Here is a 12,247-nt window from a genome sequence, read left to right on the forward strand (position 1 = left end):
GTCGCCAGCAGGGAGGCGGTCAGCGACCGGTGCGGCGCGTCACGGCGCCGAGGACTGCCCGACCGGCCCCACGCACGCCCGCGGCGAGGAAGGTCGGCCAGTCGAAGTAGTCGCGCCACAGGACGATCTTGCCGTCCCGGACCTCGAAGGTGCCACACACCCAGAAGTCCATCGCGAACGAGCCGCGCCTGAGTACGTCGACCCGCTCGGTCAGCACGACCGGGCCGTTGGCGGCGATGTTTCGCATCTGGACCTCGAACCCGGTCCCGACCCTGGCCATCGTGTTCAGCTGCTTCTCCACCGCGCGGCGGCCGCGGGCCGCTGGCAGCGGCACGTTCTGGTAGACGATCTCCTCGGCGCACAATGCGAGCGCCGCCTCGACGTCGAGCTCCCCCAGCGCAGCCAGGAACGCTTCGACGACCACGATCTCCGCGGTCACGGCTTCGCTGCCTGCTTGTCACGCTCGTCGGCGAGCTTCACGGCCTCGGCAACCTTGTCCTGGGCGATTCCGAGCTGCTTGACCCACTCAGCGGTGTTGTTCGCAGCCTGCGCCTTGCTCGCAGCCTCGAACGCGGTGTCGGCGTCGCGCAGGGCCTGCGCGATCTGGTCGTCCAGCGAACCCGTCGGCTCGGGTGTCTCGCCCGGCTCCGGCGTTGCACCCGGATCCGGCTCGCCGGTCTCGAGATTGACTCCCAGCGCGTTGCCGAGCGCCTTCGGGAGCGTGTCCGCGATACCCACGTTCTCGCCGTACTTCACGATCACGTACTGCAGGATCGGGAAGCTGGACGCGCCCGCGGTCCGCACCACGTACACAGGCTCGATGTAGATCAGGCCGCCGTCCACCGGGAGGGTGAGCAGGTTGCCGTAGCGGGGTGGGGTGTCGCGCTGCGAGTTGAGGTTCCGCAACTCGTTGACGACGGCCGGGTCCTGCTTCATCTCGTTGACGACCTGGCCAGGTCCGGGCGAGTTCTGATCGGTCATCTCCAGCAACCGCAGCTCGCCGAATCCGTCCTTGGTCGCGTCGGAACTCACCTCGAGGTACGACGCGAGGGTGCCCTTCCGATAAGGCACGAACACCGAAGTCAGGGACCAGTCGCTGTCCGCGCTGTCGGCGGCCCCTGAGGTGAACAGCCGGTACGGCGGCTGGAACACCTGACGTGCGGCGTTCGGGTCCTCCGGGACCTCCCACCGGTTGTTGCCCGAGTAGAACTCGCCGGCGTCCGTCACGTGATAGCGCGCGAGCTGGTAGCGCTGCACCTTGAACAGGTCCTCGGGGTAGCGCAGGTGCGCCATCAGCTCGTCGGAGATCTCGCTCCTCGGCGTGACCGAGTCCGGGAACACCTTCATCCACGTCTTGAGGATCGGGTCCTTCTCGTCCCACTGGTAGAGCTTGACCGTGCCGTCGTAGGCGTCGACGGTCGCCTTGACCGCCGAGCGCATGTAGTTGATCTCGTCGGTCGGCAGGGTCTGCAGCCCGGTCTCCTGCTGGAGGGAGTCGTCGATCATCGAGTCGAAGGAGTCACGCTGCGCGTTGGGGTACTTGTCGGTGGTGGTGTAGCCGTCAATGATCCATTGGATCCGGCCATTCACGACCGCGGGATACGGGTCGGTGTCGACCGTCAGCCACGGTGCGACCTTCTCCACCCGCTCGACGGGCTCGCGGTTGTAGAGCACCTTGGAGTTGGCATTGACCCGGCCCGAGAGAAGGAAGTTCGGCTCACCGAACTTGATGGCGTACATCAGCTGGTTGAAGGTGCTGCCGACCTTCACTCCGCCCTTGCCGTCGTACGTCGTGCGCTGGATCTCCGGATCGTTCCCGGTGTCGGCCAGGCCCAGTTCGACGCTGTCCGCCTTGCCGCTCGCCTTGCCCACGATCGAGTACGCAGGGCTCTGCTCGCCGAAGTAGACGCGGGTCTCGAACTTCTCGGCCTGGGTCAGGTCAGTGCGCCCGCTGGCGCCGCTTCCGATGCCCTCGGCCCAGACGATCCGGCCGTTGACCTCGTCGGTGGGGGCGATTCGGTTCGCGTAGGCGGCGATGAGCCCCTCACCGTGCGTGTAGACGGTGTGCAGGTTTGACCAGTTCTGGTCCGAGGCGTTGATCCCGGACTGGTCGAGCTCGCGCACACCGAGGACGAGGGGCACTTCCTCGCCGTCGATCTGGTAGCGGTCGACATCGAGGACCTGGGGCACCGAGTAGTACGAGCGAACCTGCTGGCGCTGCTGGAACGTCTCGCGGACCTGGAGCGGGTCGACGACGGGGGTGTCGGTGAGCTCCTTGAGGACCTCGACGCCGTTCTTGCGAGCTGTTGCATTGTCAGGAATGCCCTGGAACGCCTGGGTGTCGACTCCACTGAGTCCGTACGCGTCGCGCGTGGCATCGATGTTGGCCTGGATGTAGCTGTTCTCCTTGTCGGCCTCCGACGGCTTGACCTGGAAGTTCTGCACGATGGCCGGCCAGATCATGCCGAGCAGCACGGCCGACAGCGCCAGCAGCGCCAGGCCGACGGACGGAAGCTGCCACGTGCGACGCCAGATGTTGAGGAAGAACAGCACGGCGCAGATCAGCGCCACCGCGACGAGGATGTTGCGCGAGGGCAGCACGGCGTTCTCGGCGGTGAAGTTCATGCCGGTGAACAGGCGGTGGTCGTCGGTCACCAGGTCGTAGCGGTCGTAGAAGTAGTCGACCGACTTGGCCAGCACGAACGAGCCGAGCAGCACGGAGAACTGCACCTGGGCAGCACCGGAGAGCCGGTCGTGCTGCTGGTTCAGCCGGATACCGCCGTACAGGTAGTGCACGACAGCGGTCGCGATCAGCGCCACGACGGCGATCGCCATCGCGAAGTCGATCACGAAGTTCCACCACGGGAGCTCGAAGACGTAGAAGCCGATGTCCTTCTTGAAGTACGTGTCCTTCTGGCCGAAGGACTCGGCGTTGCGCCACAGCAGGAAGGTCCGCCACTGGCCCAGGGCCGAGGTGCCGGCGAAGATCCCGACGACCAGCGCCACGCCGGCCAGCAGCCAGCCACGGATCGGGGTCACGGCGTCGCGGTAGCGCTCGACGCTCGCGTCGCCCCCGCTCATCCGGAACAGGGGGCGGAACCGGTAGGCGAGGTGCATGTTGAGCGCCACGACGGCCGCCATCAGCGCGCCGAAGACGAGGAACAGGCCCACCCGGGTCCACAGCATCGTGCTGAACACCTGGCCGTAGCCGACCTCGCGGTACCAGAGGCGGTCGGTGTAGATCGACGCGAAGGCGGTCAGCAGGAAGAAGCCGACGACCAGGATCACGCCGGTGATCACCAGCGCGCGGGCACGGCGACCGGGACGCTCGGGCGCCGGTCGGTCGGGCTCTTCGTCGAACAGGTCACTCATCGTTGCCACCCATGGGTTCTTCTTCCAGCGTGCCACGCAGGAGTTCGAGCAGGGCCGGCACCAGGTCGGTGCCACCCATCACTGCACTGTCGTTGTCCTCGCTGCGCAACCGGAGCGCGCAGTAGGAAGCGCCCGCCCGGGTCACCCCCGCGACGATGCGGACGTCTTCGGCGTCGGGGTGCTCCCGGGCGAATTCTTGTGCCGCGGTCGGGTCCGCGGGCACCTGGCCGTCCACCGCAGGCGGCAGGACCAGACGCTCGACGACCGCGACGCATCCGACGATGACCTCGGGCCAGACGATGCCCGGCAGCACCTCCTCGAGCTCCTGCCCCTCGGGCAGCTCGTCCTGCTCGATCGGCGTCAACGAGCCGCGCTCCATCGGAGAGTCCAGTCCGAGCTGGGCCGCGAGCGCCGGCTCGTGCTCGACGATGTGGTTGGTGTCGACCAGGGCGTACAGCCGCGCCGGCTGGTCCCAGCCCGCGCGGGCGTTGTGGCCTTCGACCTCCAGTACGGCGGCCGCGAGGGCCAGGTCGACATCCAGCTCGTAGTCCATGTGCTCGCTTCGTCGCTTCGTCTCGGAGTTGTCTCGGCGTGTGGTGGTCAGCAGGTCGGGAGCTCGGCGTCGTGGTCGCCGACCCACGTCTCGAGGGCCAGGCGCGCTTCGTGCATCGTGGTCGCCTTGACCAGGCGCAGGTCGGGGTCGAGGTCCTTGACGTCGGCGCAGTTGTCCTTGGGCACGAAGAACAGCTGGGCGCCGGCCTCCTGGGCTCCGGCGATCTTCTGCTCGATGCCCCCGATCGGGCCGACAGACCCGTCGGACTGCAGCTCGCCGGTGCCGGCGATGGTGGCGCCGCCCGTCAGCGATCCCGGGGTCAACGTGTCGTAGATGGCCAGCGAGAACATCAGCCCGGCGCTCGGCCCGCCGACGGACGGGTCGACGCGCAGCGTGATCTTGAAGGGGAAGTCGTAGCCGAGCCCGACCGACACCCCGACCCGCGGCGTGCCGTCCTCCAGCTTGGGCTTCACGCGCACGTTCAGCTCGCGCTTGTCGCGCAGGATCTTGAACTCGACGTTGCTGTCGTCGGTGTGCTTGCGCACCGCCTTGACCACGTCGTCGCCGGTGGTGACCGGTGTGCCGTCGACCTCCTGGAAGATGTCGTGGACGAGCAGCTTGCCCTCGGCGGGACCACCCTCGCTCACGGCCGCCACCTGGACCGCTGAGGGGATGTCGATGCCGAGCTCCTTCAGCGCGATGGCCTTCGCCACGTCCTGCGACGTCGTCATCTGTACGGCGCCCTCGGCCTCTTCGTCCTCGGCGGACTGGTCCGGCGGGTGGACGACGTCGTACGGCACGACCGCCTTGTCGCGGTCCAGCCAGCGCGACAGCGCGTCGCCCAGCGAGAGCTTCTGCCCGTACGACGACGCGACCACGGTCGTGAACCGGATCTGGCCGTCGTCGTAGTAGGCCTTGTGCCCGTCGACCTGCACCAGCTCGGCCTCGTTGGCGTCCTTGCCGAGCACGTCGAACGTGGGGCCCGGGCTGTAGGAGGCATAGGGCAGGGGAATCGCGAGCGCGATGCCGCCCAGGATCAGCACCAACGGTCCCGCGATGCACACGGCGATCAGGCGCTGGGTCATGGCGCCTACCTTCTCAGACGGTGCCAATCAGGACGCGCGGCGGTCGCTGGTCGGTTGCTCGTCGGCGTTCGCGGCGGGCTCAACGGGCTCAGCCGAAGGTTCGTCCGCTGTGCCCGGGATGACCACAGGTCGCGCCTTGGAGGGCCGCACGGCCACACCGGAAGCCCGGTCCGGCGTGCGCGGAGGTACGGCGTAACCGGGGCGCGAGGACTGCTCGCGCGACAACGCCTCACCGAGCTTGCGGGCGGCGGCCTCGCGGCCGGCATCGCTCACCGCGCCCTTGCTCTCGCGGCCCCACCAGCCGACGCCCGCCATCGCGGCGAGGGTCACCACGGCGGCGGGTACCAGCCAGAACAGGATCTCCATCCGCCGAGCGTAGGTCGGGGGTCCGCAAGGATCGGACAGGACACGCGGCCCTACGGCGATCCGACCCACTCGTCCGAGCCGTCGGTGAAGAGCTGGTGCTTCCAGATCGGGACCTCGGCCTTGAGGGTGTCGATCAGTGCCCGGCTGGCCTCGAACGACGAACCGCGGTGGCCCGAGGTCGTCGCGATCACGACCGCCAGGTCGCCGATCGCCAGGTCGCCGACCCGGTGCACGGCCGCGACCCCCGTGACGTCGTACTCCTCGGCGACGCGTTCGCACACCGCGTGCAACCGGTCCAGCGCGCTGGGGTGCGCCGAGTAGGACAATCCGGTGACGCCCTGGCCGTGGTCGTGGTCGCGCACGCGACCGACGAAGAGCACCAGGCCGCCGGCTGTGGGGTCGTCGAGGCTGTCCAGCACGTCGACCACGGAGAGCGGTTGGTCCGAGATCGCGACGAGGCGCACCGCAGGGTGGGTCATGGCTGCACTCTAGAACGAGAGGGTCGGCTCAGGTCCGGGGTCCACTCAGGGGTCTCCCCCACACCGCCGGTTGGCGAACCGGCGTAAATTCGAACCATGAGCAACGATCCGGGCAACCCGGGCCAGGACGACGCAGACCAGCCGAACCCGTTCAAGGGCACGCCGTTCGAGCAGATCTTCGGTGCCCTGGGCGGCGCGTTCCCCGGCGGCATGCCGGCAGGCTTTCCCAGCGGCGCGGGCGGCATGGACTTCCTGGCCCAGATCCAGTCCTTGATGCAGCCCCACGACGGGCCGCTCAACTGGAACGCCGCCAACGACATGGCCCGCAAGGCCGTCGCTGCCGACCCCGATCCCTCCCCCGGCCAGCGCGACAGCGACCGCGTGTCCGACGCGGTCCGGCTGGCGGACCACTGGCTCGACACGGCCACCCAGTTCCCCTCCGGCGTCAGTACGACGGCCGCGTGGAGCCGTGCCGAGTGGCTCGTCGAGACCCAGCCGGTGTGGAAGGTGCTCGTGGAGCCCGTCGCCGCGAAGTCCGTGACCAGCCTGTCGAGCGGGCTGCCCGAGGAGATGAAGGCCGCGGCCGGCCCGCTGGTCGGCATCATCGGCCAGGCCGTGGGCGGCATGCTCGCGATGCAGATCGGGCAGGGCCTCGGCGCGCTCGCGGGCGAGGTGCTGACCGCGTCCGACATCGGCCTGCCGCTCGGCGCCCCGGGCAAGGCGGCACTCGTGACGAGCAACGTGCGTGCGTTCGCCGAGGGACTCGACGTGTCCGAGGACGACGTGATCCTCTACCTCGCCCTGCGCGAGGCCGCTCACCAGCGCCTGTTCGCGCATGTGCCGTGGCTGCGCGAGCACCTGCTCGGTGCCGTCACCGACTACGCCCGCGGCCTGGAGATCAACGCCCAGCAGATCCAGGAGCGGGTCCAGGAGCAGCTCAGCGGGATCGACCCGACCAACCTCGAGTCCGTCCAGGGCCTGCTGGAGGGTGGACTGTTCGACCCGCCGCAGACCGCGGCGCAGACCGCAGCGCTCTCCCGGTTGGAGATCGCCCTCGCCCTCGTCGAGGGCTGGGTCGACGAGGTCGTCGGCCAGGCCACCCACGAACGGATGCCCGCGGCCACCAAGCTCCGTGAAGCCGTACGACGCCGCCGGGCTGCCGGAGGCCCCGCGGAGCAGACGTTTGCGGCACTCGTCGGGCTGGAGCTGCGCCCCCGCCGGCTCCGCGACGCGTCGACCCTCTGGGGCGGCCTGCGCACCCGCGCCGGCGAGGAGGCCCGTGACGGCGTCTGGATGCACCCCGACCTGCTGCCGACCGCTGCCGACCTGGACGACCCGTTGTCCTTCCGTGCCGAGGCCACCGCGCCCGAGGAGCTGTCCGAGGACGACTTCGATGCCGAGCTGCGCAAGTTGCTCGACGGCGACTCCCCCGAGGCGTCGGAGGACCCGGCCGAGTGACGCTGCACGCCGACGCTCTCGCGACCCTGCGGGAGTGGGTGTCGCCGAGCCCGGAGCAGGACGCCCTCCGCAGCCGACTGGTCCGGCACCTCGAGTCGACGCCGGACGGCATGTGGCGGTCGTCGTACCCGGACCACCTGACGGCGGGCACGATCGTGCTGGCCGCCGACGGCGACCGGGTGCTGCTCAACCTGCACCGCAAGGCGGGCCGCTGGTTCGCGTTCGGTGGGCATGCCGAGGAGGCCGACGCGACGCTGGCGTCGGTGGCGCTGCGGGAGGCCCGTGAGGAGTCCGGCATCGCCGACCTCGACATCCACCCCGTACCGCTGCAGCTCGACGTGCACGTGGTGCCCTTCTGCGATCCGCGCGGCGGGGTCAGCCACCTCGACGTGCGGTACGCAGCGTTGGCCGGCCCGGACGCGCAGGAGGTCGTGAGCGATGAGTCACTGGCGGTGCGCTGGTGGCCGATCGACGGGCTGCCCGAGCTCGAGCCGAGCATGACCGACCTGATCCACCGCGCCCGCGACCTCCTCTGCTAGTCCACGTCTTCCCCGGCCGGAAAGATCTCCTCCGACGGCGGCCGCGAGATCCGGGCGGCGTCCGACCACCCCGCGAGATATCCCTTGGCCTTGTCAGCCGCCGGGTAGTTGGACACCCAGCCCCAGAACTTCTCGTCGTGCTGCGGCTCGATCAGGTGCGCCAGCTCGTGCACGATCACGTAGTCGACCACCCACTCCGGCATCCGCTGGAGCCGCTCGGACAACCGGATCGTGCGGTCGCGCGGCGTGCACGAGCCCCATCGCGCCCGCTGGTTGCCCACCCAGCGCACCGACTCCGGCACCGCGAGACCGCCGAGGTAGTCGTCACTGAGCGCCCGCGCGCGCTCCATCAGGTCCTCGTCGTTCCATCCCCGGGGAACGGCGGACTTGAGCTCCTTGCGCTCGATCCGCGCGACCATCCGGGTCACCCACGCGCGTTCCTCGGCGCCCGACAGGTTGTTGGGCACGAGCACGACGATCTTGTCGCCGTCCCGATAGGCAGAGACCGTCCGACGGCGGCGCTCCGACCGTCGTACCTCCACCCGGGGCTTGCTCCGCGCACCCATGTGCCGACCCTACGGCGCCGCCCACTCGAGAAGTCGCTCGACAGGCCACGTGTTGACGATCCGCTCGGCGTCGATCCCGGCGGCCTCGGCACGTTCGCAGCCCAGCAACGGGTAGTCGAGCTGCCCGGGAGCGTGGGCGTCGCTGTCGATCGAGAACACGCACCCGATGTCGCGCGCGAGCTCCAGCAGCTTCGTCGGCGGGTCGCGGCGCTCGGGCCGGGAGTTGATCTCCACCGCCACGCCCTCCTCGGCGCAGGCCTCGAACACCGCCTGTGCGTCGAACCGTGACTGCCCGCGGGTCCCGCGGTTGCCGGTCACCAGGCGCCCGGTGCAGTGCCCGAGGACGTTGGTGAACGGGTTGCGTACGGCGGCGACCATCCGCCGCGTCATCTGCTCGGCGTCCATCTGGAGCTTCGAGTGGACGCTCGCGACGCGCACGTCGAGCCGCGCCAGCATCCGGTCGGTCTGGTCCAGGCGGCCGTCGTCGAGGATGTCGACCTCGATGCCACGCAGCAGCCGGAATCCGGGTTTCGAGGCTCGCTCCACTCGCACCTCAACCACCGAGTTTCCCAGATGGGCGTTGACCGCGGCGATGACGTCGAGCTGGCGGGTCAGCCGCTCCGCGGAGAGCCCGCGGGCCACCTTCAGGCGGGGCGAGTGATCGGTGAGCACCAGGTAGTCGTGACCGATCTCGATGGCCGTCATCGCCATCTCCTCGATCGGCGAACCGCCGTCGGACCAGTCCGAGTGCGAGTGCAGGTCCCCGCGCAGCTCGGCGCGAAGAGCAGTCCCGGCGCCGTCCCGGGTCAGCGGGCCGCCGTACTGCTGTTCGGCCTCGGCGAGCTTGTCGGGCACCTGACCCTCGACGACCTGGGCGATCACGCGCGCCGTGCTCGAGCCGACGCCGGCGATCTGGGTGAGCGTTCCGGCCCCCGCGCGCTGCGCGACCTCGTCGGGTGCGAGCGGCAGGATCGCCGCGGCAGCGCCCCGGTAGGCCTTCACCTTGTAGCTGTCGGCACGCCCGCGCTCGAGCAGGAATGCGATCCGGCGCAGCGCCGCGACCGGCGTGCCGTCGTACTGATCGCTCACGGCCTCATCTTCCCCGAACATTCTTTTCTCCACAGGCAGTGGAGGAACCTGTGGGGTCCATCGTGGCTGGTCACCCCGCTGTACGACGCCCGCGGGGTCTCCGAACACACCACGTCATCCACAGGCGACTCACTGATCTCTCGCGTCCGTCCACGGGGAGCGCGACTCATCCACAGGTTTGTCCACAACCTTGTCCACAGGCAACGCGCCGTACGGATTGACCGCGGTCGGCCGGGTCCCTAGCGTCCTCACCAGACGAGGCCCCCGGGGCCGCAGTCCTCGCTCGCAAGGGGAAGGCAAGCGAGGATCCACTGCGGATCCGGGGTCCTCGCCAATTCACCGGGCCATTGCTAGCGCCCCTCGAACACCGGCGCCCGCTTCTCCTGCGCGGCAGCGATCCCCTCCAGCAGGTCGGCCGTCGCCAGGGTGACCGGCTGCGCCAGCGCCTCCCACTCCAGCGCGGTCTCGATGCTCGCATGACCCAGCTGCAACGCCCGCTTGGTGAGCCGCGCCGCGATCGGGGCCGTCCCGGCCACATCGGCCGCCACGGCCAGCACGTCGTCGCGGAAGCTGTCCGGCTCCATCACCCGCGACACCAGCCCCAGACCGAGGGCCTCGTCGGCGTCCACGAGTCGCCCGGTCAGGAACAGGTCGCGCGCGGCGGCAGGACCGACGACGTCCGGCAACAGGTAGGTGCCCGCCATGCCCGGGTGGATGCCCAGCTTGGTGAACGGCACGCCCATCCGGGCCCCCCGTGCGGCGTACCGGATGTCGCAGGCCAGCGCCATGCACAGACCCGCCCCGATCGCCGGACCGTTGATCGCCGCGATCGTCGGCACCTCCAGCCTCCGGATCGACAGCCACGCCCGGTAGAACGGCAACATCCGGCTGCGCAGCTCATCGACACCGGCGTCGGGCTCGGAAGCCAACCACGCCAGGTTCCCTCCCGAGCTGAACGCGCGACCCTCACCGGTCACCACGACGACCCGCACCGAGGGGTCGCCGGCGAGGTGATCGACCGCCGCGACCCACGACGCCGTCATCTCGTCACTCATCGCGTTGCGGAGGTCCGGCTGGTCCAGGACGAGCAGCGCGACCCCCTCCGAGGGCCTCTCGAGGCGCAAATGGACCAGATCAAGGGCAACAGGAGAATTTGGGACCAATTCAGACATGCGGGGCACGCTACTGCGCCTGCGAGGCAGCGTGCCGTAGGGTCAAGGAGGTTTGGAGCGCGTCTCCGAACTCCGACGGGCTTCCCCCAAGGTCCCCGTCGCGACGACCGAACGAACGACATTGAGCAAGGAGGCCGTCATGGCGGAGACCTGGAGCGGCGAGTTCTACTGCGTGAAGTGCAAGGCCAAGCGCGAGGCGAGTGGCGAGGTCAAGGTCAACGACAAGGGCACCCGGATGGCCAAGGCCGTCTGCCCCGAGTGCGGGACGAACCTCAACCGCATCCTCGGCAAGGCCTGAGTTTCTCCTCTGGATTAACGCAGTCCGACAGACCGAATGTCGCGGGCGTCTCCACTTCGGTGGAGTCGCCCGCGTCTCGTTTTCCCCGCCTTCGGCCTGCCTGTGGAGGGGCGCCACGGCCCCAGCCGGTTCGATGGCACCCTGCTGCCATGTCCGAGCTCGACACGCTCACTCCCGGCACCCACCACCTGACCCTGCGGCCCGGAACGCCCGTGATGGCGCGGTCCCCCGGTGTCCTCCAGGTCGGCCTGGACGAGCCTGCACTCCGGGTGCCCGACGATCCCGCCGTACGACGCGTGCTGACCGCGCTCGCGCGCCCGGGCGGGATCTCGGACGCCGAGTCCCTTCCGGCCGCCGCCGCCGACGTGCTGGGCCGCCTCACACGGGCCGGTCTCCTCGTCGAGGTGCCGGACACCGAAGTGTGTCCGGACCCGGCGCTGGTCACGTTGCGCGCGCAGTTCGGCCCCGACGCCGTACGACGCCGGGCCAGCCGCGCAGCAGCCACGATCGCCGTGCGTGCAGACCCCGCGACCACCGTCGTCCTCGAACCGCTCCTGGACCGGGTCGGCCTGCGTCACCTCGAGCCGGTTCCCGGGGGTGCGGCCGACATCACCACCGCCGCGCACCTGGTCGTGACGACCGGACCACTCGACCGGGCGCTGCTGGATCCGTTGGTCCGCGGCTCGGTCCCCCACCTGCTGGTCACCGGAGCGGCCAGCGGCCGCCGGGTCGGACCGTTCGTCCAGCCCGGCCTGACCGCGTGCCTGCGGTGCGTGGACGCCCACGAGTCGCTCCACGACGCGCGGCGCCCGCTGCTGGTGTCGCAGGCAGCCTCCGCGGCTGCTGACTGGCCCCCGCCCGTGGATCCGCTGCTCGACCAGCTCGCCCTGGCCTGGGCGGTCCGTGACCTGCTGCGCTATCTCGAGGGCGACGAGCCGAGCACGTGGTCGGCGACGATCGACATCCGGCCAGTCGACCCGCCGGAGCGGGTGGCCTGGGGACGCCACCCGGACTGCGGCTGCGCCTGGGACACCATCACCCAGTTCCCGTGAGCCGCCCCGCTCCTACCACCATTCGCTGTCCAGCTTGGCCTCCATCGAGCGGAGGTACTCGCGCGAGCACTCGTCGCAGTAGCGACGGACCCGACCGCGCTCGACTGCGGTCGTCCACGTCAACGGCGCGTCCGCACCCTCGGCCCGCCGGCCGCAGAAGTCGCACGTGACGGTCATCTGTTCAGAGTAGGACGCCGAAGGGGCCGGACCCGACGATC

The 12,247-nt window shown here is 69.8% G+C and carries 14 protein-coding genes; 4 read left to right on the forward strand and 10 right to left on the reverse strand.

The features are described from left to right. Positions 1 to 19: 19 nt before the first annotated feature. Genes ASD84_RS04865 through ASD84_RS04890 form a run of 6 tightly spaced genes read right to left on the reverse strand, consistent with a single transcriptional unit; the run spans position 20 to position 5,855 of the window. Complete coding sequence (locus ASD84_RS04865) at positions 20 to 439, reverse strand: limonene-1,2-epoxide hydrolase family protein (RefSeq protein WP_156391585.1); 420 nt, start codon at positions 437 to 439, stop codon at positions 20 to 22. Further along, a complete protein-coding gene (locus tag ASD84_RS04870) occupies positions 436 to 3,372 on the reverse strand; it encodes a UPF0182 family protein (protein WP_056707185.1) in 2,937 nt (978 codons plus the stop codon). Before ASD84_RS04870 ends, ASD84_RS04865 begins: the two co-directional genes overlap by 4 nt. Next, positions 3,365 to 3,925, reverse strand: a complete 561-nt coding sequence (locus tag ASD84_RS04875; protein WP_056707187.1) for a PPA1309 family protein — start codon at positions 3,923 to 3,925, stop codon at positions 3,365 to 3,367. Before ASD84_RS04875 ends, ASD84_RS04870 begins: the two co-directional genes overlap by 8 nt. 47 nt (positions 3,926 to 3,972) lie before the next feature. Continuing rightward, positions 3,973 to 5,010, reverse strand: coding sequence for a PDZ domain-containing protein (locus tag ASD84_RS04880; RefSeq protein ID WP_056707189.1), 1,038 nt, complete (start codon positions 5,008 to 5,010; stop codon positions 3,973 to 3,975). Between the two features lie 27 nt (positions 5,011 to 5,037). Next, a complete protein-coding gene (locus tag ASD84_RS04885) occupies positions 5,038 to 5,376 on the reverse strand; it encodes a hypothetical protein (RefSeq protein ID WP_056707191.1) in 339 nt (112 codons plus the stop codon). Between the two features lie 50 nt (positions 5,377 to 5,426). Beyond that, entirely contained in the window at positions 5,427 to 5,855 is a 429-nt protein-coding gene (locus tag ASD84_RS04890) for a molybdenum cofactor biosynthesis protein MoaE (protein ID WP_056707193.1), read from the reverse strand. A 96-nt stretch (positions 5,856 to 5,951) separates the two neighbouring features. On the opposite strand from ASD84_RS04890, the gene ASD84_RS04895 reads away from it, so the two are divergent. Together ASD84_RS04895 and ASD84_RS04900 are read left to right on the forward strand one after the other, a co-directional pair. Continuing rightward, on the forward strand, positions 5,952 to 7,313 hold the full coding sequence (locus ASD84_RS04895; protein ID WP_056707195.1) for a zinc-dependent metalloprotease: 1,362 nt from the start codon (positions 5,952 to 5,954) through the stop codon (positions 7,311 to 7,313). Then, entirely contained in the window at positions 7,310 to 7,852 is a 543-nt protein-coding gene (locus ASD84_RS04900) for an NUDIX hydrolase (RefSeq protein WP_056707198.1), read from the forward strand. The genes ASD84_RS04895 and ASD84_RS04900 overlap by 4 nt, the downstream gene beginning before the upstream one ends. On the opposite strand, the gene ASD84_RS04905 is transcribed toward ASD84_RS04900, so the two are convergent. From ASD84_RS04905 to ASD84_RS04915, 3 genes are all read right to left on the reverse strand, one after another. Beyond that, positions 7,849 to 8,418, reverse strand: a complete 570-nt coding sequence (locus ASD84_RS04905) for a M48 family metallopeptidase (RefSeq protein WP_056707199.1) — start codon at positions 8,416 to 8,418, stop codon at positions 7,849 to 7,851. The genes ASD84_RS04900 and ASD84_RS04905 overlap by 4 nt on opposite strands. 9 nt (positions 8,419 to 8,427) lie before the next feature. Continuing rightward, on the reverse strand, positions 8,428 to 9,507 hold the full coding sequence (locus tag ASD84_RS04910) for a PHP domain-containing protein (RefSeq protein WP_321164008.1): 1,080 nt from the start codon (positions 9,505 to 9,507) through the stop codon (positions 8,428 to 8,430). 350 nt (positions 9,508 to 9,857) lie between these two features. Then, entirely contained in the window at positions 9,858 to 10,679 is an 822-nt protein-coding gene (locus ASD84_RS04915) for an enoyl-CoA hydratase/isomerase family protein (protein ID WP_056707204.1), read from the reverse strand. Between the two features lie 139 nt (positions 10,680 to 10,818). Between ASD84_RS04915 and ASD84_RS25420 the strand changes: the two genes are divergently transcribed. Next, a complete protein-coding gene (locus ASD84_RS25420) occupies positions 10,819 to 10,977 on the forward strand; it encodes a DUF5679 domain-containing protein (protein ID WP_168618186.1) in 159 nt (52 codons plus the stop codon). 149 nt (positions 10,978 to 11,126) lie between these two features. Further along, a complete protein-coding gene (locus ASD84_RS04920) occupies positions 11,127 to 12,029 on the forward strand; it encodes a hypothetical protein (RefSeq protein ID WP_056707206.1) in 903 nt (300 codons plus the stop codon). A 12-nt stretch (positions 12,030 to 12,041) separates the two neighbouring features. Here the strand turns inward: ASD84_RS04920 and ASD84_RS25425 are convergent, their stop codons facing one another. Further along, positions 12,042 to 12,206, reverse strand: coding sequence for a hypothetical protein (locus tag ASD84_RS25425; protein WP_200954425.1), 165 nt, complete (start codon positions 12,204 to 12,206; stop codon positions 12,042 to 12,044). Positions 12,207 to 12,247: the final 41 nt, after the last annotated feature.

Origin of the sequence: Nocardioides sp. Root682 (assembly GCF_001427795.1) — a bacterium.
In the GTDB taxonomy this organism is placed as follows: Bacteria; Actinomycetota; Actinomycetes; order Propionibacteriales; family Nocardioidaceae; genus Nocardioides.

What these genes read in the sequence shown, in the direction of transcription:
- ASD84_RS04905 (WP_056707199.1), bottom strand. Translation starts at nt 8,418, where the DNA reads ATGGGTGCGCGGAGCAAGCCCCGGGTGGAGGTACGACGGTCGGAGCGC.
- ASD84_RS04920 (WP_056707206.1), top strand. Translation starts at nt 11,127, where the DNA reads ATGTCCGAGCTCGACACGCTCACTCCCGGCACCCACCACCTGACCCTG.
- ASD84_RS04875 (WP_056707187.1), bottom strand. Translation starts at nt 3,925, where the DNA reads ATGGACTACGAGCTGGATGTCGACCTGGCCCTCGCGGCCGCCGTACTG.
- ASD84_RS04895 (WP_056707195.1), top strand. Translation starts at nt 5,952, where the DNA reads ATGAGCAACGATCCGGGCAACCCGGGCCAGGACGACGCAGACCAGCCG.
- ASD84_RS04890 (WP_056707193.1), bottom strand. Translation starts at nt 5,855, where the DNA reads ATGACCCACCCTGCGGTGCGCCTCGTCGCGATCTCGGACCAACCGCTC.
- ASD84_RS04915 (WP_056707204.1), bottom strand. Translation starts at nt 10,679, where the DNA reads ATGTCTGAATTGGTCCCAAATTCTCCTGTTGCCCTTGATCTGGTCCAT.
- ASD84_RS25420 (WP_168618186.1), top strand. Translation starts at nt 10,819, where the DNA reads ATGGCGGAGACCTGGAGCGGCGAGTTCTACTGCGTGAAGTGCAAGGCC.
- ASD84_RS04885 (WP_056707191.1), bottom strand. Translation starts at nt 5,376, where the DNA reads ATGGAGATCCTGTTCTGGCTGGTACCCGCCGCCGTGGTGACCCTCGCC.
- ASD84_RS04880 (WP_056707189.1), bottom strand. Translation starts at nt 5,010, where the DNA reads ATGACCCAGCGCCTGATCGCCGTGTGCATCGCGGGACCGTTGGTGCTG.
- ASD84_RS25425 (WP_200954425.1), bottom strand. Translation starts at nt 12,206, where the DNA reads ATGACCGTCACGTGCGACTTCTGCGGCCGGCGGGCCGAGGGTGCGGAC.
- ASD84_RS04870 (WP_056707185.1), bottom strand. Translation starts at nt 3,372, where the DNA reads ATGAGTGACCTGTTCGACGAAGAGCCCGACCGACCGGCGCCCGAGCGT.